Source organism: Pseudomonas sp. P1_A1 (genome assembly GCF_056406935.1).
In genome coordinates, this window is sequence record NZ_JBFTZE010000004.1 from 386,688 (window position 1) to 409,078 (window position 22,391).

The following is a 22,391-nucleotide window of genomic DNA, read 5'->3' on the forward strand; positions in this document are numbered from 1 at the left end:
ATTCACGGGGCCTTTCGGTTATTACGGACGATCAGTCAGATCGGGATCATTCCCACTCAATCGTCGCTGGCGGCTTGCTCGACACGTCGTAAGTAACGCGGGAGATGCCTTCGATTTCGTTGATGATCCGGCCGCTGACGGTTTCCAGCAGTTCGTAAGGCAGGTGTGCCCAACGCGCGGTCATGAAGTCGATGGTTTCCACGGCACGCAGGGCAACGACCCAGGCGTAACGACGGCCATCGCCGACCACGCCAACCGATTTCACCGGTTGGAACACCACGAAGGCCTGGCTGACTTTGTGGTACCAGTCGGCCTTGCGCAGTTCTTCGATGAAGATGTGGTCGGCACGACGCAGCAGGTCGGCGTATTCCTTCTTCACTTCACCGAGGATCCGCACGCCCAGGCCCGGGCCCGGGAACGGGTGACGGTAGACCATGTCGTACGGCAGGCCGAGTTCCAGGCCCAGACGACGCACTTCGTCCTTGAACAGCTCGCGCAGCGGCTCCACCAGCTTGAGGTTCATTTCTTCCGGCAGGCCACCCACGTTGTGGTGCGACTTGATCACGTGCGCCTTGCCGCTTTTCGCGCCAGCCGACTCGATCACGTCCGGGTAGATGGTGCCCTGGGCCAGGTACTTGATGTTGTCCAGCTTGCAGGATTCGGCATCGAACACGTCGATGAAGGTACGGCCGATGATCTTGCGCTTCTTCTCCGGGTCCGACTCGCCCGCCAGGTTACCGAGGAACTGTTCTTCGGCGTTGGCGCGGATCACTTTGACCCCCATGTTCTCGGCGAACATGGCCATCACTTGCTCGCCTTCGTGCAGACGCAGCAGGCCGTTGTCGACGAACACGCAGGTCAGCTGATCGCCAATGGCCTTGTGCAGCAGCGCGGCAACCACCGAGGAGTCCACGCCGCCGGACAGGCCGAGCAGTACGTTGTCGGTGCCAACCTGGGCACGGACCTGGGCGATGGCGTCTTCGGCAATCTTCGACGGCGTCCACAGGGCTTCACAGCCACAGATGTCGAGGATGAAGCGCGACAGGATGCGACCGCCCTGCTTGGTGTGGGTCACTTCCGGGTGGAACTGCACGCCGTAGTAGGCACGGTCATCGTTGAACATGCCGGCAATCGGGCAGCTCGGGGTGCTGGCCAGGATGTGGAAGTCTTCCGGCATCTTGGTGACCTTGTCACCGTGGCTCATCCATACGTCGAGGCCGAACAGGCCATCGGCGTCGATGTGGTCTTCGATGCCGTCGAGCAGGCGGCTCTTGCCGACCACGTCGACACGGGCGTAACCGAACTCACGCAGGTCGGAACCTTCAACCTTGCCGCCCAGTTGCTCGGCCATGGTCTGCATGCCGTAGCAGATACCGAAGACTGGCACACCCAGGTCAAACACCGCTTGCGGGCAGCGAGGGCTGTCGGCTTCGTGCACGGACTCGGGGCCGCCGGCGAGGATCACACCTTTTGGAGCGAATTCGCGAATGGCTTCCTCGTCCATGTCGAACGGATGCAGTTCGCAGTAAACGCCGATTTCACGCACGCGGCGGGCGATCAGTTGGGTGTACTGGGAACCGAAATCGAGGATCAGGATGCGGTGAGCGTGAATGTCGAGGGCCATGATTCAGTCTCGTCTAAGTAATTCAGAAACAGTCGTGATTCAGAAACAACTCGGGGCTGAATAGAACAGCCCCGGTTGCTTAACGATTTGCTTGAAGCCTCAACCTACGCGGTAGTTTGGCGCTTCTTTGGTGATCTGTACGTCGTGGACGTGGGACTCGGCCATGCCAGCGCCGGTGATCCGCACGAACTCAGGCTTGGTGCGCATTTCTTCGATGTCGGCGCTGCCGGTGTAACCCATCGAGGAACGCAGGCCGCCCATCAGTTGATGGATGATGGCGCTCAGGGTGCCCTTGTAAGGAACACGCCCTTCGATACCTTCCGGAACCAGCTTCTCGGCACCCGCGGAGGAGTCCTGGAAGTAACGGTCGGAGGAACCTTGAGCCTGGGACATGGCGCCCAGCGAACCCATGCCGCGGTAAGCCTTGTACGAACGGCCCTGGAACAGTTCGATCTCGCCTGGCGCTTCTTCAGTACCGGCGAACATCGAGCCCATCATCACGCAGGAGGCACCGGCCACGATGGCCTTGGACAGGTCACCGGAGAAACGGATGCCGCCGTCGGCGATCAACGGAACGCCAGTGCCTTCAAGGGCGGCGGCGACGTTGGCGATGGCGCTGATTTGCGGGACGCCGACACCGGCGACGATACGGGTGGTGCAGATCGAGCCTGGGCCGATACCGACCTTGACTGCGTCAGCACCGGCTTCGGCCAGGGCCTTGGCGGCAGCGCCGGTGGCGATGTTGCCGCCGATGACCTGCACTTCAGGGAAGTTCTGTTTGACCCAGCGAACGCGGTCGATCACGCCTTTGGAGTGACCGTGGGCAGTGTCGACCACCACCACGTCAACGCCGGCATGGACCAGGGCAGCTACGCGGTCACCGGTGTCTTTGCCGGTGCCGACTGCAGCGCCAACGCGCAGACGACCTTGATCGTCCTTGCTGGCCAGCGGATAAGCCTTGGCTTTTTCGATATCGTTGACGGTCATCATGCCTTTGAGGGCGAATTTGTCGTCGACGATCAGCACGCGCTCGATGCGGTGCTTGTGCAGCAATTCACGCACATCGTTCTTGTTGGCGCCTTCCTTGACCGTGACCAGACGCTCTTTAGGCGTCATCACTTCACGAACGGCGGCGTCCATGCGGTTCTCGAAGCGTACGTCACGGGAAGTGACGATGCCGACCAGGTCGCCATCGTGCAGTACCGGAACGCCGGAGATGTTGTGCAGGCGGGTCAGTTCGAACAGTTCACGCACCGTGGCATCGGCCTCGATGGTAATCGGGTCCTTGACCACACCGGCTTCGTAACGCTTGACCTTGCGCACTTCGGCAGCTTGCTGCTCGATGGTCATGTTCTTGTGGATGATGCCGATGCCACCTTCCTGAGCCATGGCGATTGCCAGACGGGCTTCAGTAACGGTGTCCATAGCGGCGGAAACCAGTGGAATATTCAGCTCGATGCCACGGGTAAGGCGGGTCTTGAGACTGACTTCGTTAGGAAGCACCTCGGAATAACCGGGCACTAGGAGAATGTCGTCGAATGTCAGAGCTTCTTGGCTGATACGCAGCATCGCGGGGGCTCCCGAGCGGGAAAATGGAAGCGCGCCATTATAGTCAGACACCCCCTCGGGTTCAATGTAAAACTCTGTCTATTATTGGCATTACTGACATACGGAGAAACAACGTCCCCTGTAGGAGCTGCCGAAGGCTGCGATTTTTTGACTTTTTGTCGTCAGTGAGGCCGTCGAAGATCAAAAGATCGCAGCCTTCGGCAGCTCCTACGGGGGGACCGGTGTCGACAGTTAGAGCTCGACTTTGACCCAACTCACGGGCTGATCCAGCCAATCGGCAAACTCATCGATAAAGTCCTGCTTGAACCCGGCCTCGAGCCAATTGTTGAAGATGAACCCCAGGTTGGAAAAGCCGCATTCCTGCAAAAACAGAAAGCCGTTGATGTCGTCTTCATGCCCGCATTCAGGGCAGGTGAAGTTATCGGTGCGCCCCGGCATCCAGTCTTCCAGGCTTTCGAACAGCGCTTCGCCGATCTCCTTGCGGCACTCGGCGCAGCCGGCTTCTTCGAGGAAACCCTTGGCCGGTGTATAGATGCAGCGCTTGGTGATGATCTCCAGCCCATTGATCGGCTCGCCGAACGGCAGCGCTTCAGGGTGCAGCACCACGGCGCGGGCGCCATCGGCGATGGCATGGGCCATGTGATTGCCGGTGCGGCCACAGGTGGTCAGCTCTTCCTTAATGATGTTCTTGCGCACCAGCCACCGCACGACCGCCCGGGCCCGGGGTTCGTGTACCGGCAGTGTGGAGATTTTCGGGACGATGATGCTTTGCGAATTCATGGTGCAAGCCTACTGCGTCAAATGGATGTTCCTGCGGTGCGCCGATTGTGAGGGCGGCCGGCAGCTTAATCCCTGACGAAATCCGGTCAAGTACTCAAATAACGCCCGATCAAGGCAATYCCGCTGGCCAGCACCAGCCAGGTCACTAGCCGCACGAAGGCCTCACGGGAGAATTTCATGGTCAATCGTCGGCCGATCCACAGCCCCAGCGCCATCGCCGGCAACAAACACAGCGCCAATACCAACAAGGGTAGCTCGGCATACACACCGGCGACGGCAAACAGGCTCAAGCGCACCACGGTGCTGCAACTGATCAGCGCACTCTGGGTGGCCCGGGCCTCGTCCTTGGGTAACCGACTGTTCAAATAGATCGCATATAGAAAGCCGCCGCTGCCAAACAGCGCCCCGAACATCCCGCCCACCGTGCCCATCGGCACCGCCCATCCGGCGGACAATTGCGCCGGACGGGTTTTAATCCACAGGCTGTAAATCGCATAGGCGCTGATAAACAGCCCCATCAACAGCAGCAACACATCGGATTTCAGGTTCAGCAGAAAAATCACCCCCAACGTGCAACCCACCGCCATGCACGGCAGCAGTCGCAGCAATTCGGACCGCTCTACATTTCGGCGCGAGGGCAGCAGATTGCCGAACGCGGCGACGAAATCCAGCAGCACCAGCAGCGGCACGATTTTCGACAGCGGCATGAACAGAATCAGAATCGGCCCCGCCACCAGCGCGGTACCAAAACCGGCAATGCCGAACACGATGTAGGCCAGGGCAACGCCCAACCCGATCACCAGCCAATCCACCGCCCCCCACGGCCATTGGTTTAACAACTCCAGCACACTCATCGATACGGCTTCCTTTAATTCCTGTGATGACTTTAGCCAGCGCCTAGCGTTGCGACTAATATCTTCAAGGTCGACTATCCATCTCAAAAAGGCATATCTTGTGCTTTCAACCCGTCAATTGCGCTACTTCGTGGAAATCGCCGAGAGCGGCAGCTTCAGCGCTGCAGCCGAACGACTGTTTATTGCTCAATCGGCCTTGAGCCGGCAGATCAAAGACATGGAAATCCGGCTGCAAACGCCGCTGTTCGAACGCACTGCGCGCCAACCCCGACTGACGGCGGCGGGTGAAGCGTTTTTGCCTCGGGCCAGAAATCTGCTGAACGAACTGACCAAGGCCAGCGAAATGGCCACTCAAGTGGGCACCGGTCAACTGGGCGTTTTGCGCCTGAGCCACTCCAGCACCGTGCCCATGAGCGGTCGGCTGCTGCGCGGCATCAGCGCTTATCTCGATCAGCACGCCGGTGTGTCGATGGACATCGTCAAGCTGTCCTCCGAGGCGCAACTGGAGGAATTGGCCGAAGGTCGCCTTGATGTGGGGTTGTTGCGCCTGCCGGTGCTGCGTCAGCGTGAAGGGGTGCAGATTGTTCCGCTATACAGCGAGCGCCTGTTGCTGGCGGTGCCGCCGAATCATCGGCTGGCTGTGGATAAGTCCGCGCAAGGTATCGATCTGGCGCAGTTGAAGAATGAAGCGTTTATTTCCATTCCTCATCCACAGCGTGGCGGCCTGAGCTATCTGTCCGCCGAGTTGTGCATGCGCCAGGGGTTCTTTCCCCGGCCAGCTCGAGTGGTGTCGCGCAAAACCACGCAACTGCAATTAATCCAGGCCGGGTTTGGCATCGCGCTGCTACCGGAATCGATGCAGGACATCGCGCCGCCGGATATCCACTTTCTGCCCTTGGCCGACCCGGATTGCCACAGCACCGTCGCCCTCGCCTATCGGCAGAGTCCCCCTGCGCTGGTTCAGCAATTCATCCAGCACTTCACCCAATCGCCGTAGCAAGCCCGCTCCCACAAGGGATTTACGCTGACTCATGGAGATTGATCGCCGAATGCCTTTAAACTGCGCCCCATGATTAAAGATCCCTTTGCAAGACTCGGCCTGGACCGGGAAGTCCTGACTGTCAGCCAGCTCAACGGCCGCGCGCGGGTGTTGCTCGAAGACGTGTTCAGCAACATCTGGGTCGAAGGCGAAATCTCCAACCTCGCCCGCCCGGCGTCCGGCCATGTGTATTTCACCCTCAAGGACAGCGGCGCCCAAGTTCGTTGCGCACTGTTCCGGCAGAACGCGGCACGGGTTCGCCAGGCGCTGAAGGATGGCCTGGCGGTCAAGGTTCGCGGCAAGGTTTCGCTGTTTGAAGGCCGTGGTGACTACCAACTGATTCTCGACACCGTGGAGCCGGCCGGTGACGGCGCCCTGCGTCTGGCCTTCGATGCCTTGAAGGAAAAACTCAGCGCCGAAGGCCTGTTCAGTGCCGAGCGCAAAGTACCATTGCCGGCGCACCCGCAACGCATCGGCATCATCAGCTCACCCACCGGCGCGGTAATCCGCGACATCATCAGTGTGTTCCGCCGCCGTGCRCCGCAAGTGCAGCTGACGCTGATCCCCACCGCCGTGCAAGGCCGCGAAGCCACGGCGCAAATTGTCCGCGCGCTGAAACTGGCGGACGCCCGTGGTTTCGATGCGTTGATCCTGGCCCGCGGCGGCGGCTCGCTGGAAGACCTCTGGTGTTTCAACGAAGAAGCCGTGGCCCGCGCCGTGGACGCCTGCGTGACGCCAATCGTCAGCGCCGTCGGCCATGAAACCGACGTATCGATCAGTGACTTCGTCGCCGACGTTCGCGCGCCTACGCCGTCCGCCGCCGCCGAACTGCTGGCGCCTGACTCCAGCGATCTGGTGCGTCGGGTCGAAAGCCTGCACCGACGACTGGTGATGCGCATGCGTGACCGCTTGATGCGCGATCGGCTGCGTCTGGAAGGCATCTCTCGCCGCTTGCGCCATCCCGGTGAACGCCTGCGTCAGCAAGCGCAACGCCTGGATGATCTGGACATGCGCTTGCGCCGCGCCTTCGAACGTAGCCTCAACACCCGTCGCGAGCGCTTGATCCGTCTGGAAACCCGCCTCGCCGGGCAACATCCCGGGCGACAACTGGCGATGCTTCGCCAGCGCCTCGACAGCCTCGCCGAGCGCCTGCCCCGGGCCATGCGCGAAGGGCTTAAATCCCGTCGTCTGCAACTGCAAAGTCAGATGCAGACGCTGCATGTGGTCAGCCCGTTGGCGACCCTCGCTCGTGGTTACAGCATTCTGCTGGACGAGCGCGGCAACGCGATCCGCAGCGCCGCGCAAACCCACACCGGCCAGCGCCTGAAAGCCAAACTCGGCGACGGCGAGCTGCAAGTGCGGGTCGAAGACAATCACCTGACGCCTGTCACCCTTTCTTTACTGGATTGATCCATGCCGCGTTTTTTTGCTCCGTTGCTGTTGCTGTGCCTGACCTTCAACGCCCACGCCGACAGTTACATCACCCGCCTGTTGAACAAACCGGTGCCGGGCGGCGTGGCTGTGGTGGATCTGGGCAGCTCCGCCCAAGCGCCGAAAGCCAGTTATCAAGGCAAGCCCGTATTGGTGGTCAAGGAACAGAACAACTGGCTGGCCATCGTCGGCGTGCCGCTGACGGTCAAACCAGGCAGTCAGTCGCTGAGCAGCGGCGGTCGTAACCTGAACTTCACCGTCGGCAACAAGAAATACCCGGAACAGCACATCACCCTGAAGAATACGCAACAGGTCAATCCGAACCCGGCGAATCTCAAGCGCATCGAGGGCGAGTTGGCCGAGCAGATCCGGGCCTATCGCAGCTTCAGCCCGAATACCCCGAGCAACCTGTTGCTGGACAAACCAGTCGATGGGCCGCTGTCGAGCAAGTTCGGCGTGCGCCGCTTTTTCAATGGCGAAGAGCGCAATCCCCATGCGGGCCTCGACTTTGCCGTACCCGCAGGCACGCCGATCAAAACCCCGGCCGCCGGCAAGGTAATCCTGATCGGGAATTACTTCTTCAACGGCAATACAGTGTTCGTCGACCACGGCCAGGGCTTTATCAGCATGTTCTGCCACATGTCGAAGATCGATGTGAAAGTCGGCCAGCCACTGGCGCGTGGTGACGTGGTCGGGAAAGTCGGCTCAACTGGCCGCGCGACCGGGCCGCATATGCACTGGAACGTCAGCTTGAACGATGCGCGGGTGGATCCGGCGATTTTCATTGGTGCGTTTCAGCCATAAGCAGTGGTTGAGGCTGATGGCCTATATCGCGGGCAAGCCCGCGAAGACGGCCAGAGCATCACCGAAACCCGCAGGTAAACCGAACACTCCCAACCCACTCAATCCCTCTTCTATCGATTGCGCATGGCTGAGACACTGCGCAAGCGACTAAACGATCCTACTTCTTACGAGCAATAAAATCTCGCAAAAACCCGCTTTTCGAGTATTCCTCTCAAAGTTTTTCGACTGCTTGCCATCCTTTCCCCCCGCGGTTAGGGTTGAAGGCATGAAAACCTCTCACACCCTCATTCAGCTCCGCCAGCACCGCAGCCTGTGCCTCGTCAGTGCACGACTGCCAGRCTGAATCGCGGTGCCTCGTCCGATGCTTTACCAGAACATTTGATCCACCGGCAGGCCGCCTTTTTTCGGCCCACACAATAAGGATTTTCCAATGAGCATGCTCAAAGACCCGTCTTCGAAATACCGCGCGTTCCCGACCATCAACCTGCCGGACCGCACCTGGCCATCGAAGACCATCACTGCAGCGCCGATCTGGTGCAGCTCGGACCTTCGTGACGGCAACCAGTCGTTGATCGAGCCAATGGACGCGGTCAAGAAGCTGCGTTTCTGGAAGACCCTGGTGCAGGTCGGTGTGAAAGAAATCGAAGCCTCGTTCCCGGCTGCTTCGCAAACCGACTTCGACTTCGTGCGTACCCTGATCGAAGGCGGCCACATCCCGGACGACACCACCATTCAGGTGCTGACCCAGGGCCGTGAAGACCTGATCGCGCGCACCTTCGAATCCCTGCGCGGCGCCAAGAAGGCCATCGTTCACCTGTACAACGCGACCTCCCCTTCCTTCCGCCGCATTGTCTTCAACCAGGACAAGGACGGGATCAAGGCCATTGCCGTGAACGCCGCCAAGCTGTTCGTCAAATATGCCGCCCAGCAGCCGGACACCGAGTGGACCTTCGAATACTCGCCAGAAACCTTCAGCGCCACCGAACTGGAATTCGCCAAGGAAGTCTGCGACGCGGTGATCGAGGTGTGGAACCCGACGCCTGAGCACAAGGTGATCCTCAACCTGCCCGCCACCGTCGAATGCGCGACCCCGAACATCTATGCCGACCAGATCGAATGGTTCGGTCGTCACATCAACCGTCGTGACAGCGTGATCATCAGCCTGCACACCCACAACGACCGTGGCACCGGCGTAGCCGCTACCGAGCTGGGCCTGATGGCTGGCGCCGACCGTGTCGAAGGCTGCCTGTTCGGCAACGGCGAGCGTACCGGTAACGTCGATCTCGTTACCGTGGCATTGAACCTTTACACCCAGGGCGTCGATCCTGAGCTGGACTTCTCCGACATCGACGGCGTGCGTAAAGTCGTCGAAGAGTGCAACCAGATTGCGGTGCACCCACGTCACCCGTACGTCGGCGACCTGGTTCACACCGCGTTCTCCGGCTCGCACCAGGATGCAATCCGCAAGGGCTTCGCCCAGCAACAACCGGACGCCCTGTGGGAAGTGCCGTACCTGCCGATCGACCCGGCCGACATCGGCCGCAGCTACGAGGCGGTGATTCGGGTCAACAGCCAGTCGGGCAAGGGCGGTATCGCTTACCTGCTGGAACAGGAATACGGCATCAGCTTGCCGCGTCGCATGCAAATCGAGTTCAGCCAGGTCGTGCAGCGTGAAACCGATCGCCTGGGCCTGGAGATGACCGCCCAGCAGATCCACGCGCTGCTGCACAGCGAGTACTTGCAGGCCAACACCCCGTACGCGCTGGTCAGCCATCGCTTGCAGGAAGAAAACGGTCACAGCGCCGTGGAAGTCGAAGTTTCCAGCAAAGGTCAGGGCGAAACCAACCTGCACTGGCGCGGCAAGGGCAACGGTGCCCTGGAAGCACTGGTGGCCGGCCTGCCGATCCCGGTGGAAATCATGGACTACAACGAACACGCCATCGGCGCGGGCACCAATGCCAAGGCCGCGGCCTACATTGAATTGCGGGTGAATGGTGAGCGTGCGGTGCACGGCGTCGGCATCGACGAAAACATCACCACCGCCAGCTTCAAGGCGCTGTTCAGCGCACTGAACCGCTCCCTGAGCCAGCCGGAAGCGAAAGCGGCGTAAAAACCCATCGCAGCAATGCAAAAGGCCCCGGGGTGAGAACCTCGGGGCCTTTTTTGTTGATCAACGATCGGTCAGGTGAACTCGAAGGTATCCGCATCCAGATTCGCCGGGAACCGTGTGCGATACGCCGCCAGTTCCGCCGCGTCCAGTACGACCTTGAACACACCATCGGCATCACCTGCACCGAGCAGCGTCTCGCCCTGAAAATCCAGGACCTGACTGTCACCGGTATACGCAAAGCCTTTGCCATCGGTACCGATACGGTTCACCGCCGCCACATAGCAGAGGTTTTCGATCGCCCGTGCCGGCAGCAATCGGTTCCAGTGCTGACGCCGTGCGCCCGGCCAGTTGGCGGTGTACAGCAGCAAGTCAGTGTCTTGCGGATCGCGACTCCAGACCGGGAAGCGCAGGTCGTAGCAAATCAGCGGCCGCACTCGCCAACCCTTCAATTCGAACTGCACCTGACGCTCGCCCGGGGTGTAGTGATTGTTCTCCCCGGCCATGCGGAACAGGTGACGCTTGTCGTAGTGCCACACCTCTCCGTCCGGCCGTGCCCACAACAGACGATTGCGATGGCTACCGTCAGCCGCCTGGACGATGATGCTGCCGGTCACCACCGCGCCCAGCTTCGCTGCCTGAGCCCGCATCCATTTACTGGTGGGGCCATTTTCCGGCTCGGCGAGGGTTTCCGATTCCATGGAGAAACCGGTGGTGAACATCTCCGGCAGGATGATCAGGTCCGCACCGCGAGCCTGTTCCAGCAACGGCTCGAAATGCTCCAGGTTGGCCTGACGATCGTGCCAGGCCAGGGTGGTCTGGATCAGCGCAAGATTCAGATTGGGCAGGGTACTCAGATCACGCATAGTTTTGCCGCTGCTTCACGCAGGGTCTCCTCGCGCTTGGCAAAGCACAGACGCACCAGGCGTTGGCCTTCAGGTGGAGTCTGGTAGAACACCGAGATCGGAATGCTCGCGACGCCATGCTCGCGGGTCATCCACAGCGCCATCTCGACGTCATTGAGGTCCGGGCGAATCTGCGAGTAATCGACCAACTGGAAATAAGTACCGGCCACGCGGGTAAAACTGAAGCGCGACGGCGTCAGCAGATCGCAGAACAGATCGCGCTTGGCCTGATAGAAGCCCGGCAGCTCTTCGACGTGTTCCGGGTGCTCGGCCATGTAATCGGCCAACGCGTACTGCAACGGCGTCACACCGCAGAAACTGACGTACTGGTGCACTTTGCGCAGCTCCGCGCTAAGGGCCGGCGGCGCCACGACATAACCGGTTTTCCAACCGGTGACGTGGTACGTCTTGCCGAACGAACTGACCACGAAAGCGCGCTGATACAGCTCTTCATGGGCCAATACGCTGGCGTGAGACACACCGTCGAACACCAGGTGTTCATAGACTTCGTCGCTGATCACATAGATGTCGCGGTCGCGGATCAACGCCGCCAACTGATCCAGCTCGGCACGGCTGATCAGCGCACCGCTTGGGTTGTGCGGGGTATTGAGGATGATCATCCGCGTGCGCGGGCTCAGGGCTTCGGCGAGCTTCTGGAAGTCGATGGCGAAGTCCTTCAGGCCGAGTTGCACATGCACACAGCGACCACCGGCCAGCTCGACCGAGGGCTCGTAGCTGTCGTAGCACGGATCGAACACGATCACTTCATCGCCGCTGTGGATCACCGCCTGAATCGCGCAGAAGATCGCCTGGGTAGCGCCGGGGGTGACCGTCACTTCGCTGTCGGCATCAACATGCGCGCCGTAGCTGCGAGCGATCTTCGCCGCGATCTGCTGACGCAACGCCGGTAAGCCGGTCATCGGCGAATACTGGTTGTGGCCACTGGCGATATGCCGACCGACCGCATCACGCAGGGCCTGCGGGCCGTCGAAATCGGGAAAACCCTGGGACAGGTTGATCGCCCCGGTTTGCGTCGCGAGCTGAGACATCTGCGTGAAGATAGTGATGCCGACATTCGGCAGCTTACTGGTGATCATCGGTGATTCCCTGGGCTACACCCGGCTCTAACGGCGGCACGGGAGAGCCCGAGGATAGCCCAAACGACGCCCACAAAAAAAGGGTGCTGGTGAGCACCCTTTTTTTATCACCGCCCCCTGTAGGAGCTGCCGCAGGCTGCGATCTTTTCAGCCATCACACAAGCCAGGATCAAAAGATCGCAGGCTTCGCCAGCTCCTACAAAGCGGTTGATCATTCCCACGCGAGGATGTGGAAATGATCACCTGGATCAGCGCTTGTCGCGGCGCTTCTTGTCGGCCTTTTTGTGGTGCGACATCAAACGACGCTTCTTGTTGACCTGACGGTCGGTGAGCGAGTTCTTGTTGCCTTCGTACGGGTTCTCGCCGCCCTTGAACTCGATGCGGATCGGCGTACCGACCAGCTTGAGCACACGACGGTAAGTGTTTTCCAGGTAACGGACGTAAGACTTCGGCACCTTCTCGATCTGGTTACCGTGGATCACAATGATCGGCGGGTTCGCACCACCCAAGTGGGCATAACGCAGCTTGATCCGGCGGTTGTTGACCATCGGTGGCGCGTGCTCGCCGACCGCATCTTCCAGAATCTGGGTCAGGCGGTTGGTCGGCCAGCGGGTGACCGCGGACTTGAACGAGTTCTGTACCGAGGCGTAGAGATTGCCTACGCCAGTACCGTGCAGGGCCGAGATGAAGTGGATGTCGGCGAAGTCGACGAAGAACAGTCGACGTTGCAGCTCGACCTTCACGAAGTCGCGCTCGCTCGGCGTCATGCCGTCCCACTTGTTGATCGCGATCACCAACGCACGACCGGCTTCAAGGGCAAAGCCCAGCAGATTGAGGTCGTGGTCCACCACGCCTTCGCGGGCGTCCATCACGAAGATCACCACGTTGGCGTCTTTGATCGCCTGCAGGGTTTTGACCACGGAGAACTTTTCGACTTCTTCGTGAATCTTGCCGCGCTTGCGCACACCAGCGGTGTCGATCAGCGTGTACTTCTCGTCGTTACGCTCAAACGGGATGTAGATACTGTCGCGGGTAGTACCGGGCTGGTCATACACGATCACCCGGTCTTCACCGAGCATGCGGTTGACCAGGGTCGACTTGCCGACGTTCGGACGACCGATGATGGCGATCTTGATACCGTCTTTTTCGCTTGGGCCAGGAATGCGCTTGGCTTCCTCACCTTCGGCAACGATCTCTTCCTCTTCGCCTTCTTGCGGTTCTTCTTCGTCTTTCGGGAAGTCGCTCAGGGCGATTTCCAGCATCTGGGTGATGCCACGACCATGGGCACCGGCGATCGGGATCGCGTGGCCCATGCCCAACGGGGCGAATTCGGCGCGGGCCATTTCAGGGTCGATGTTGTCGACCTTGTTGGCGACCACATAGGAACGCTTATTACGCTTGCGCAAGTGCTCGGCGATCATCTGGTCGGCGGCGGTAAAACCGGCCTTGGCATCTACCAGGAACAGAACGACATCCGCTTCTTCAATGGCCAGCAGCGACTGCTCGGCCATTTTTTCGTCCATACCGTGCTCGTCACCGGAGATACCACCAGTGTCGACCAGAATGTAGGAACGCCCTTGCCACTTGGCCTCACCGTATTGGCGATCACGGGTCAGACCGGACAAGTCGCCGACGATGGCGTCGCGAGTCCTGGTCAGGCGGTTGAACAAGGTGGACTTGCCGACGTTCGGTCGGCCCACCAGGGCGATTACGGGAACCATGCGGCTCTCCACTTCGTTATTTCAGAAAATACAAAAGCCGCTGCGAGGCAGCGGCTGGTGCTCGGGGCAGCGCTTGAAAGCGCTGCGAGCCTTGCAGAACAAGGCCGCTTGGGGGTTAAACCCCAAGCATAGTCTTTACTTGATGGTCAGGGCTTCCAGTTTGCCGCTGTTGCCATACACATAAATCGTGTCACCCACCACCAGCGGACGGGCACGCAGGCCGTCGCTGTCGATGCGCTCGCGGCCGACGAAACGACCGTCCACCTGACTCAGCAGGTGCAGGTAACCTTCCAGGTCACCGACTGCAACGTAGCTGGAGAACACTTCCGGAGCCGACAGTTGACGGCGGGCCAGCGAATCGTTGCTCCACAATGCAGTGGTGGAACGCTCGTCGACGCCTTCAACCGTGCCCGAAGACAGGCTTACGTAGACGCTGCCAAAACCCTGGGCGACGCCGGCATAGCTGGAAGCATCACGCTGCCAGAGCTGACGACCGCTTTCCAGGTCCAGTGCCGCGACGCGACCCTGGTAGCTGGCGACATACAGTGTACCGCCGGACAGCAGCAAGCCACCGTCGATATCGACCACACGCTCCAGCTCCGAACGACCTTGTGGAATCGCTACACGTTGTTCCCAAACCGGCACGCCGTTGGACACATCTAGAGCAACCACTTTACCGGTCGACAGGCCAGCCACCGCGAGGCGGTTGGTGACGATCGGTGCGCTGGTGCCGCGCAGGGTCAGGACCGCTGGCGTGCTGTCATACAACCAGCGCTGGTTGCCGGTGGAGGCATCCAGACCGATCAGACGGTCATCCTGGGTCTGAACCACAACAACGTCACCGTTGGTGGCCGGTGGTGCGAGAACTTCGCTGGTCACGCGAGCGCGCCATTTCTCTTCACCGCTGCTGGCATCCAGGGCAACGATTTCACCCTTGAGCGTGCCGATCATGACCAGACCGTAACCCACGCCAACGGCGCCAGAGACAGGCAGTTCGAGATCTTTCTTCCACTTGACGTCGCCATTGCTGCGATCCATTGCCATCACCACACCGGTGACGTCGGCGGCATAGATGGTATCGCCATCGATCGCCGGAACCAGCATGTTGTAGGTTTCGCCCTGACCGTTACCGATCGAACGACTCCACTGCTTGTGCAGAACCACTTCTTCTTTGAAGTCGGTCAGCTCGGCCGGTGGCAACTCTTTTTTGCTGTTGCTGCTGCAACCCGCGGCCAGAATGGCCAGAGCCAGCAATGCTGCATGTTTCCAACGAATCACGTCACGCATCCCCTTTGGCCAGGTCGTCCAGCTTGATTTGTAGGCCACCGACCGCCGCTTCATCCGACAGTGCCGCCTTGGCTTTTTGATACGCCGCGTTCGCTTCGTCGGTACGACCCAGTTGCACCAGCAGGTCGCCCTTGAGTTCTTCACGAGTGGCCAGGAAGGCCTTGTCGGCATCGCCTTCGAGCAGTTTCAGGGCTTCATCGACCTTGTTCTGCGCGGCCAGCACCTGCGCCAGGCGCTGACGGGCGATTTCACCCAGTGCCGGGTTGGCCGGTTTGTCGACAATGGCTTTCAGCTCGCTGGCTGCGTCGTCCAGCTTGCCGCTGTCGACCGCGACTTTCGCCACGAACAGGCTGCCGTATTGCGCGTAGGCGGTGCCGCCGAACTCGCTGTTGAGCTTGCCGGCCAGATCCGAAACACGTGCAGCATCAGGCTTGCCGTCAGGCGTCAGCGTGGTTTCCAGCAACTGCTGGTAGAGAATCGAGGCGCCTTGCGACTGATTGCTCTGATACTTCTGAAAGGCCTGCCAGCCGAACACGATGACCAGCGCCAACAGGCCGCCAGTAACCAGGGGCTTGCCGTTGCGTGTCCACCACTCCTTCAACTCCGCCACATGTTCGTCTTCGGTACTCGACACCCCAATACTCCTTAATCGCTAAATCGGCTGTTTGACAGCTTCAACCCTGCACGACGCAGGTGGCCAGGTGTGCAGCAAGCGCATCCCAGGCAATGCTTTGTTGTTCGCCCTGGCCACGCAGGGGTTTGAAACCTACCACTTGCTGGGCCATTTCGTCGTCACCGAGGATCAATGCGTACAGCGCACCGCTCTTGTCGGCTTTCTTGAACTGGCTTTTGAAGCTGCCGCCCCCGGCATTGATTTGCAGGCGCAGGTTGGGCAGTTGATCACGAACACGCTCGCTCAGGGTCAGACCGGCCAGCTCGGCGGCTTCACCGAAGGCGCATAGGTAGACGTCGACCTGACGGGAGATCTCTTCGGGGATCTGCTCCAGGGTTTCAAGCAGCAGCACCAGACGCTCGATGCCCATGGCGAAACCGACGCCCGGGGTCGGTTTGCCGCCCATCTGCTCCACCAGACCGTCGTAACGACCACCGGCACATACCGTGCCCTGGGCGCCCAATTGGTCGGTAACCCATTCGAATACGGTCTTGCTGTAGTAATCCAGCCCGCGAACCAGCTTCGGGTTGATCACATAAGGAATGCCGGCGGCGTCCAGGCGAGCCTTGAGGCCCTCGAAGTGCACGCGGGATTCTTCGTCGAGGTAGTCGGCCATTTTCGGCGCGTCGGCCAGCACCGCTTGAGTGTCGGCGTTCTTGGTATCCAGGACCCGCAGCGGGTTGGTCTTCAGACGGCGCTGGCTGTCTTCGTCCAGTTGATCCAGGCGAGCGGTCAGGTACTCGACCAGTGCTTCGCGATAACGACCACGGGATTCGGCAGTGCCCAGGCTGTTGAGTTCGAGCTTGACCGCATCGCGGATACCCAGCTCGCCCCACAGGCGCCAGGTCAGCACGATCAGCTCGGCGTCGATGTCCGGACCGTCGAGGTTGAAGACTTCACAACCAATCTGGTGGAACTGGCGATAACGGCCTTTCTGCGGACGTTCGTGGCGGAACATCGGGCCGATGTACCAGAGTTTCTGCACCTGGCCGCCGCCGGTAATGCCGTGTTCGAGCACCGCACGCACGCAGGCCGCTGTGCCTTCAGGGCGCAGGGTCAGGGAATCGCCGTTGCGGTCTTCGAAGGTGTACATCTCTTTTTCGACGATGTCGGTCACTTCACCGATGGAGCGCTTGAACAGCTCGGTGAACTCGACGATCGGCATGCGGATCTGCTTGTAACCGTAGTTATCCAGCAAACGCGAAACGGTGCCTTCGAAATGACGCCACAGGGGAGTCTGCTCGGGCAGGATGTCGTTCATGCCACGAATGGCTTGCAGAGACTTGCTCACTTTAAATCCTTAAATTCGTTCGGCTCTTCAGTCAGGCTCAGCCGCGAGCGATTACAGCCGCGTCGGCTTCGACCTTTTCGGCCGCTTTCTGGCGGATCAAGCGTTCAAGCTCATCCACCAGATTGTCATTCGTCAGTTTCTGCGACGGCTTGCCGTCGATGTAAATCAGGTTTGGCGTGCCGCCGGTCAAGCCGATATGGGCTTCCTTGGCTTCGCCCGGCCCGTTGACCACGCAACCGATTACCGCGACATCCAGCGGCACCAGCAAGTCTTCGAGGCGCCCTTCCAGCTCGTTCATGGTTTTGACCACATCGAAGTTCTGCCGCGAGCAGCTCGGGCAGGCGATGAAGTTGATGCCACGGGAACGCAGGTGCAGGGATTTGAGAATGTCGTAGCCGACTTTCACTTCCTCGACCGGGTCGGCCGCCAACGAGATGCGAATAGTATCGCCAATCCCTTCGGCGAGCAGCATACCGAGGCCCACGGCGGATTTCACTGTGCCTGAACGCAAACCACCGGCTTCGGTGATGCCCAGGTGCAACGGCTGGACGATTTCCTTGGCCAGCAAGCGGTAGGCTTCAACGGCCATGAACACGTCGGAAGCTTTTACGCTGACCTTGAAGTCCTGGAAATTGAGGCGTTCGAGGTGTTCGACGTGACGCAGGGCGGACTCGACCAGCGCGGCCGGAGTCGGCTCACCATATTTCTTTTGCAGGTCTTTTTCCAGGGAACCGGCGTTCACGCCGATACGGATTGGAATCCCGCGATCACGGGCGGCATCGACCACCGCACGTACGCGGTCTTCACGACCGATGTTGCCTGGGTTGATGCGCAGGCAATCGACGCCCAGTTCGGCTACGCGCAGAGCGATCCTGTAGTCGAAGTGGATGTCAGCCACCAACGGCACCTTGACCAGTTGCTTGATCTTGCCGAAGGCTTCGGCGGCGTCCATGTCCGGCACCGAAACCCGAACGATATCGACGCCAGCGGCTTCCAGACGATTGATCTGGGCCACGGTGGCGGCCACGTCATTGGTGTCGCTGTTGGTCATGCTCTGCACAGCGATGGGCGCATCGCCGCCAACAGGCACGTTACCGACCCAGATCTTCCGGGATTCGCGACGCTTGATTGGAGATTCGCCGTGCATGACTTATTGACCTAACTTCAGGCGAGCAGTCTCGCCACTGGTGAACGGAGCGACATCAACCACCTGCCCGTTGTAGCTGACCTGCGCGCCACGGGCGAAGCCCAGACGCACGGCAAAGGGCGGCTTGCCGCTGACGGAAACACTTTCGCCTTTACGCTTGAGACCACTCAACAGCACTTTACCCGTGCCGTCGGTCACTTGAGTCCAGCAATCGGCGCTGAATTGCAGTTGAACCTGGCCCTGGCCCGCAACCGGAGCCGCTGGAGTTGCTGGAGCAGCAGCTGCAACGGTCGGCGCAACCGGAGCCGTCGCAACCGCTGCCGGTACAGCGGCAACAGCCGGTGCTGGCGCTGCCGGTGTCGCGACAACCGGAGCAGTATTGTGGGCCGGAGCCGCAGGTGTTGCTACCGGGGCTGCTGGAGCGGGTGTTGGCGCCGGCGCGCTTGCTTCGGCGTTGGCAGGCTCCTCAGCCTGCGGCAACGCCAGAGGCGTTTCACCTTCTGCCTCACCTTGCGCAACGGCCTGGTCTTCCGGCTCGTCCAGCGGATGGATCTGGGTGGTGCCATCGGCGCCTTCGACTTCAACGTGTTCCGGAGCCAGGCTGACCAGGTCCTTGGTGCGCAATGAAGTTTGATCCTGCCACCAGACAAAACCGCCGCCAATCACCGCGATCAGTAACAACAGGCTGACAATTCGCAAAATGGTGTGGGAAACCCGAACCGGCTCTTCGATACGCCCCAGGCTGTGGACGTTGCTGCCCTGGGAGTCGGTGCCGGTGGATTGGTCGAACTGCTGAACCAGAACAGCCTGGTCCATGCCCAGCAATTTGGCGTACGCGCGAATATAGCCACGAGCAAAGGTGTGGCCAGGCAGCTTGTCAAAAGCGCCGGCTTCCAGATTACTCAGGGAATTGACAGTGAGGTTGAGCTTGAGGGCCACTTCGGCCAGCGACCAGCCATTGCTTTCGCGGGCCTGGCGCAATGTCTCACCGGGGTTAACGCGATTCGCTGCTACAACTTCGGGATGCGCCGCTTTCATCATTGCTCCGACAGGTATTGCTGATATTCCGGCGTACCGGGATAGAGTCGTTTTAATTGCAGGCCAAAACTGGCGGCCTTGTCGCGATCTTCAAACACTTTTGCCAGCCGAACGCCGAGCAATAGACTACGTGCATTTTGCTCGCTGAGCAGGCTAAAACGATCGTAATAGTCACGCGCGGGCACATAATGCCTGTCTTCGAATGACAACTCAGCCATTTCCAGCAAGGCACGTGGCTGTTGGCGGTTCAAACGCAGGGCTTTTTCCAGTTGCTGGCGAGCCAGGTCACGCTGGCCCAGCTTTGAAGCGGTCATGCCGAGGTTCTCGAAAACCCGCGAACGCTCAGGATACAGAGTATCGGCGGCTGCCTGTTCAAAGCGCTCGTACGCCTCTTTGTAACGTTTTTCTTCGAACAGAAAACTGCCGTAGTTGTTCAGGATTCGCGCATCGGCGGGACGGGAAGACAGTGCCTTGCGAAAATGCTGATCGGCCAGTTCCGGCTCCATCTCGGCCTGGAACACCAGCCCCAGGGCCGCGTTGGCGTCAGGATCCGAGTCATCCAGTTCCAACGCCTTCTTCAGCGGGACCTTGGCGCGCTCGGTCATGCCCTGCTGCAAGTACCCCAGGCCCAGCTGCACGTAGGCGGCACGCGCTTCATCACGGCCCTTGCTGGTCTTCATCGGGTTGAAGTCGCCCGACAAGACACAACCAGCACAAAGGCTGGCCAACAGCACAAGCAGCGCGAAGCGCAGGGACATAGAGATCCTCTCTTAATTATTGTTCGCAGCGTTTTGCGGCATATCGTTGTCGGCGTTCAACTCACGCACGGCGATATAACGTTCGCTGCGACGGGTGCGATCCAGCACCTGCCCTACCAACTGGCCACACGCGGCATCGATGTCTTCACCGCGGGTGGTACGCACGGTGACGTTGAAGCCTGCATGGTGAAGCTGATCCTGGAAACGGCGAATCGCGTTGTTGCTCGGACGCTCATAGCCGGAGTGCGGGAACGGGTTGAACGGAATCAGGTTGATCTTGCACGGAACATTCTTGAGCAACTCGATCATTTCGACCGCGTGTTCGACCTTGTCGTTGATGTCCTTGAGCAAGGTGTACTCGATGGTCAGTACGCGCTTTTCGCCCAGGGACGACATGTAGCGCTGACACGACTCCAGCAGCATCTTAAGCGGATACTTCTTGTTGATCGGCACCAATTGGTTACGCAATGCGTCATTCGGTGCGTGCAGGGACAACGCCAGGGAAACATCGATGTGCTTGGACAGCTCATCGATCATCGGCACCACACCCGAAGTCGACAGGGTCACGCGGCGCTTGGAGATGCCATAGCCCAGGTCATCCATCATCAGATGCATGGCGGCCACGACGTTGTCGAAGTTCAGCAGCGGCTCACCCATGCCCATCATCACCACGTTGGTGATGGCACGGTCGACGGTTGCCGGGACGCTGCCAAAGGATTTGTTGGCAATCCACACCTGGCCGATGACTTCGGCGACGGTGAGGTTGCTATTGAAACCTTGCTTGCCGGTGGAGCAGAAACTGCAGTCCAGGGCACAGCCTGCCTGGGACGAAACGCACAAGGTGCCGCGTTTGCCCTGGGGAATGTAAACGGTCTCGACGCAGCTGCCGGACGCCACGCGCACCACCCACTTACGGGTGCCGTCGCTGGAGATGTCCTCGCTGACCACTTCCGGACCACGAACTTCAGCAACAGCCTTGAGCTTTTCGCGCAAGGCCTTGCTGACGTTCGTCATGGCGTCGAAATCATCGACGCCAAAGTGGTGAATCCATTTCATTACCTGACCGGCACGGAAACGCTTCTCCCCGATCGAGTCGAAGAATTTTTCCATTTCCTGTTGAGTCAGACCCAGCAGGTTGGTTTTTACAGTCGATGTAGTCATGGATTCACCTTCACTCTTAAGCCAATGCTTAGCGAGTGGTTACTTCAGTAGCTGCGAAGAAGTACGAGATTTCGCGAGCAGCAGCGGCTTCGGAGTCCGAACCGTGTACAGCGTTGGCGTCGATGGAATCAGCGAAGTCAGCGCGGATGGTGCCAGGAGCAGCTTCTTTAGGGTTGGTAGCGCCCATCAGCTCACGGTTCAGAGCGATAGCGTTTTCGCCTTCCAGAACCTGAACGACAACCGGACCGGAAATCATGAAAGCAACCAGGTCGTTGAAGAAACCACGAGCGCTGTGCTCAGCGTAGAAGCCTTCAGCTTCGGCTTTGGACAGTTGCTTCAGTTTCGAAGCTACAACGCGCAGGCCTGCTTTTTCGAAACGAGTGGTGATCTCGCCGATGACATTTTTAGCAACAGCGTCAGGCTTGATGATGGAGAAAGTACGTTGAACAGCCATGGTGTAACTCCAGAAACGGTAATTTGCGAAAAATTAAACCCGCGAATTATACGCGGGTTCTTTGGTATTGCCTAACTGCGTACGGTGCAGAATCAGTCTGCTTCTTCGATCCAGGCGGCCTGAATGGCTTCAAGCACCTTCTCGCCACCGCGTGTCGGATCATCACTGAATTCCGGCAATGCCAGCACCCACTTATGCAGATCGACGAAGTTCACGTAACGCGGGTCCACATCCGGCTTTGAATCAGCCAGCTGGATCGCGATTTCCAGCACATCAACCCATTTCAGGCTCATGAAAGTTCCTTGAATCAGTGCGGCGCTTCGGCGGCGTGGTTGAGCGAGTATTTCGGAATTTCGACGGTCAGGTCTTCAGTCCCGACTTTTGCCTGACAGGCCAGACGTGACTGGGCTTCCAGCCCCCAGGCCTTATCAAGATAGTCTTCCTCCAGCTCATCAGCCTCTTCCAGCGAGTCGAAACCCTCACGAATGATGCAGTGACAAGTGGTGCACGCGCAGACGCCGCCACAGGCGCTTTCCATCTCGATATGGTGTTCATGGGCCAGCTCGAGAATGGATATGCCGGGCTCAGCCTCCACAACCATGCCTTCCGGGCAAAACTTCTCGTGTGGCAGAAAAATGACCTGCGGCATCA

General features: G+C 59.7%; 21 protein-coding genes. 4 read left to right on the plus strand and 17 right to left on the minus strand.

The genetic code is table 11. The features are described 5' to 3' along the window. Positions 1-46 precede the first annotated feature (46 nt). The 4 genes from guaA to AC1D2Q_RS08750 all read right to left on the minus strand — a co-directional run bounded on the left by guaA (position 47) and on the right by AC1D2Q_RS08750 (position 4,827). Positions 47-1,624: a glutamine-hydrolyzing GMP synthase gene (gene guaA / locus AC1D2Q_RS08735; RefSeq protein WP_064620114.1), complete on the minus strand. Its 1,578-nt coding sequence runs from the start codon at positions 1,622-1,624 to the stop codon at positions 47-49. 99 nt (positions 1,625-1,723) lie between these two features. After that, positions 1,724-3,193, minus strand: coding sequence for an IMP dehydrogenase (gene guaB, locus AC1D2Q_RS08740; protein ID WP_095632439.1), 1,470 nt, complete (start codon positions 3,191-3,193; stop codon positions 1,724-1,726). Between the two features lie 231 nt (positions 3,194-3,424). Beyond that, positions 3,425-3,973, minus strand: coding sequence for a hypothetical protein (locus AC1D2Q_RS08745; protein WP_018927051.1), 549 nt, complete (start codon positions 3,971-3,973; stop codon positions 3,425-3,427). A gap of 86 nt (positions 3,974-4,059) precedes the next feature. Continuing rightward, complete coding sequence (locus AC1D2Q_RS08750) at positions 4,060-4,827, minus strand: sulfite exporter TauE/SafE family protein (RefSeq protein WP_477812938.1); 768 nt, start codon at positions 4,825-4,827, stop codon at positions 4,060-4,062. Between the two features lie 100 nt (positions 4,828-4,927). Between AC1D2Q_RS08750 and AC1D2Q_RS08755 the strand changes: the two genes are divergently transcribed. The 4 genes from AC1D2Q_RS08755 (at position 4,928) to leuA (ending at position 10,211) form a co-directional block, all read left to right on the plus strand. Further along, the gene (locus tag AC1D2Q_RS08755) at positions 4,928-5,824 is read left to right on the plus strand and encodes a LysR family transcriptional regulator (RefSeq protein ID WP_305503143.1); all 897 of its coding nucleotides are present in this window, start codon (positions 4,928-4,930) and stop codon (positions 5,822-5,824) included. A gap of 72 nt (positions 5,825-5,896) precedes the next feature. Next, a complete protein-coding gene (gene xseA / locus AC1D2Q_RS08760) occupies positions 5,897-7,276 on the plus strand; it encodes an exodeoxyribonuclease VII large subunit (RefSeq protein WP_018927054.1) in 1,380 nt (459 codons plus the stop codon). Between the two features lie 3 nt (positions 7,277-7,279). Further along, the gene (locus tag AC1D2Q_RS08765) at positions 7,280-8,101 is read left to right on the plus strand and encodes a peptidoglycan DD-metalloendopeptidase family protein (RefSeq protein ID WP_477812939.1); all 822 of its coding nucleotides are present in this window, start codon (positions 7,280-7,282) and stop codon (positions 8,099-8,101) included. A gap of 430 nt (positions 8,102-8,531) precedes the next feature. Further along, entirely contained in the window at positions 8,532-10,211 is a 1,680-nt protein-coding gene (gene leuA / locus AC1D2Q_RS08770) for a 2-isopropylmalate synthase (RefSeq protein WP_064620129.1), read from the plus strand. A 71-nt stretch (positions 10,212-10,282) separates the two neighbouring features. On the opposite strand, the gene AC1D2Q_RS08775 is transcribed toward leuA, so the two are convergent. From AC1D2Q_RS08775 to fdx, 13 genes are all read right to left on the minus strand, one after another. Beyond that, positions 10,283-11,074 carry an amidohydrolase gene (locus AC1D2Q_RS08775; RefSeq protein ID WP_477812940.1) on the minus strand — a complete coding sequence of 264 codons (792 nt, stop codon included), beginning with the start codon at positions 11,072-11,074 and terminating at the stop codon, positions 10,283-10,285. Beyond that, positions 11,062-12,210 (minus strand): pyridoxal phosphate-dependent aminotransferase, encoded by a 1,149-nt coding sequence (locus AC1D2Q_RS08780; protein WP_477812941.1) that lies wholly within the window; start codon positions 12,208-12,210, stop codon positions 11,062-11,064. The genes AC1D2Q_RS08775 and AC1D2Q_RS08780 overlap by 13 nt, the downstream gene beginning before the upstream one ends. A gap of 248 nt (positions 12,211-12,458) precedes the next feature. Further along, positions 12,459-13,931 carry a ribosome biogenesis GTPase Der gene (der, locus tag AC1D2Q_RS08785; protein WP_018927059.1) on the minus strand — a complete coding sequence of 491 codons (1,473 nt, stop codon included), beginning with the start codon at positions 13,929-13,931 and terminating at the stop codon, positions 12,459-12,461. Positions 13,932-14,066: 135 nt separating this feature from the next. After that, complete coding sequence (gene bamB, locus AC1D2Q_RS08790; RefSeq protein ID WP_019581056.1) at positions 14,067-15,218, minus strand: outer membrane protein assembly factor BamB; 1,152 nt, start codon at positions 15,216-15,218, stop codon at positions 14,067-14,069. Then, on the minus strand, positions 15,211-15,852 hold the full coding sequence (locus tag AC1D2Q_RS08795) for a tetratricopeptide repeat protein (RefSeq protein ID WP_018927061.1): 642 nt from the start codon (positions 15,850-15,852) through the stop codon (positions 15,211-15,213). The genes bamB and AC1D2Q_RS08795 overlap by 8 nt, the downstream gene beginning before the upstream one ends. 40 nt (positions 15,853-15,892) lie before the next feature. Then, entirely contained in the window at positions 15,893-17,182 is a 1,290-nt protein-coding gene (hisS, locus tag AC1D2Q_RS08800; RefSeq protein ID WP_018927062.1) for a histidine--tRNA ligase, read from the minus strand. Positions 17,183-17,219: 37 nt separating this feature from the next. Then, positions 17,220-18,329 carry a flavodoxin-dependent (E)-4-hydroxy-3-methylbut-2-enyl-diphosphate synthase gene (gene ispG, locus AC1D2Q_RS08805; RefSeq protein ID WP_003185136.1) on the minus strand — a complete coding sequence of 370 codons (1,110 nt, stop codon included), beginning with the start codon at positions 18,327-18,329 and terminating at the stop codon, positions 17,220-17,222. A 3-nt stretch (positions 18,330-18,332) separates the two neighbouring features. After that, positions 18,333-19,367, minus strand: a complete 1,035-nt coding sequence (locus AC1D2Q_RS08810) for a RodZ domain-containing protein (RefSeq protein ID WP_477812942.1) — start codon at positions 19,365-19,367, stop codon at positions 18,333-18,335. Next, complete coding sequence (gene pilW, locus AC1D2Q_RS08815; protein WP_477812943.1) at positions 19,367-20,125, minus strand: type IV pilus biogenesis/stability protein PilW; 759 nt, start codon at positions 20,123-20,125, stop codon at positions 19,367-19,369. The genes AC1D2Q_RS08810 and pilW overlap by 1 nt, the downstream gene beginning before the upstream one ends. Positions 20,126-20,137: 12 nt before the next feature. After that, a complete protein-coding gene (gene rlmN, locus AC1D2Q_RS08820; RefSeq protein ID WP_477812944.1) occupies positions 20,138-21,286 on the minus strand; it encodes a dual-specificity RNA methyltransferase RlmN in 1,149 nt (382 codons plus the stop codon). A 28-nt stretch (positions 21,287-21,314) separates the two neighbouring features. Further along, on the minus strand, positions 21,315-21,740 hold the full coding sequence (ndk, locus tag AC1D2Q_RS08825; protein ID WP_018927065.1) for a nucleoside-diphosphate kinase: 426 nt from the start codon (positions 21,738-21,740) through the stop codon (positions 21,315-21,317). Between the two features lie 92 nt (positions 21,741-21,832). Further along, on the minus strand, positions 21,833-22,033 hold the full coding sequence (iscX, locus tag AC1D2Q_RS08830; RefSeq protein ID WP_477812945.1) for a Fe-S cluster assembly protein IscX: 201 nt from the start codon (positions 22,031-22,033) through the stop codon (positions 21,833-21,835). 14 nt (positions 22,034-22,047) lie between these two features. Continuing rightward, on the minus strand, positions 22,048-22,389 hold the full coding sequence (gene fdx, locus AC1D2Q_RS08835) for an ISC system 2Fe-2S type ferredoxin (protein WP_018927066.1): 342 nt from the start codon (positions 22,387-22,389) through the stop codon (positions 22,048-22,050). Positions 22,390-22,391 lie beyond the last annotated feature (2 nt).

What these genes read in the sequence shown, in the direction of transcription:
- AC1D2Q_RS08765 (WP_477812939.1), top strand. Translation starts at nt 7,280, where the DNA reads ATGCCGCGTTTTTTTGCTCCGTTGCTGTTGCTGTGCCTGACCTTCAAC.
- leuA (WP_064620129.1), top strand. Translation starts at nt 8,532, where the DNA reads ATGAGCATGCTCAAAGACCCGTCTTCGAAATACCGCGCGTTCCCGACC.
- bamB (WP_019581056.1), bottom strand. Translation starts at nt 15,218, where the DNA reads ATGCGTGACGTGATTCGTTGGAAACATGCAGCATTGCTGGCTCTGGCC.
- AC1D2Q_RS08810 (WP_477812942.1), bottom strand. Translation starts at nt 19,367, where the DNA reads ATGAAAGCGGCGCATCCCGAAGTTGTAGCAGCGAATCGCGTTAACCCC.
- AC1D2Q_RS08775 (WP_477812940.1), bottom strand. Translation starts at nt 11,074, where the DNA reads ATGCGTGATCTGAGTACCCTGCCCAATCTGAATCTTGCGCTGATCCAG.
- AC1D2Q_RS08780 (WP_477812941.1), bottom strand. Translation starts at nt 12,210, where the DNA reads ATGATCACCAGTAAGCTGCCGAATGTCGGCATCACTATCTTCACGCAG.
- rlmN (WP_477812944.1), bottom strand. Translation starts at nt 21,286, where the DNA reads ATGACTACATCGACTGTAAAAACCAACCTGCTGGGTCTGACTCAACAG.
- guaA (WP_064620114.1), bottom strand. Translation starts at nt 1,624, where the DNA reads ATGGCCCTCGACATTCACGCTCACCGCATCCTGATCCTCGATTTCGGT.
- iscX (WP_477812945.1), bottom strand. Translation starts at nt 22,033, where the DNA reads ATGAGCCTGAAATGGGTTGATGTGCTGGAAATCGCGATCCAGCTGGCT.
- pilW (WP_477812943.1), bottom strand. Translation starts at nt 20,125, where the DNA reads ATGTCCCTGCGCTTCGCGCTGCTTGTGCTGTTGGCCAGCCTTTGTGCT.
- ndk (WP_018927065.1), bottom strand. Translation starts at nt 21,740, where the DNA reads ATGGCTGTTCAACGTACTTTCTCCATCATCAAGCCTGACGCTGTTGCT.
- fdx (WP_018927066.1), bottom strand. Translation starts at nt 22,389, where the DNA reads ATGCCGCAGGTCATTTTTCTGCCACACGAGAAGTTTTGCCCGGAAGGC.
- der (WP_018927059.1), bottom strand. Translation starts at nt 13,931, where the DNA reads ATGGTTCCCGTAATCGCCCTGGTGGGCCGACCGAACGTCGGCAAGTCC.
- ispG (WP_003185136.1), bottom strand. Translation starts at nt 18,329, where the DNA reads ATGCACGGCGAATCTCCAATCAAGCGTCGCGAATCCCGGAAGATCTGG.
- guaB (WP_095632439.1), bottom strand. Translation starts at nt 3,193, where the DNA reads ATGCTGCGTATCAGCCAAGAAGCTCTGACATTCGACGACATTCTCCTA.
- AC1D2Q_RS08745 (WP_018927051.1), bottom strand. Translation starts at nt 3,973, where the DNA reads ATGAATTCGCAAAGCATCATCGTCCCGAAAATCTCCACACTGCCGGTA.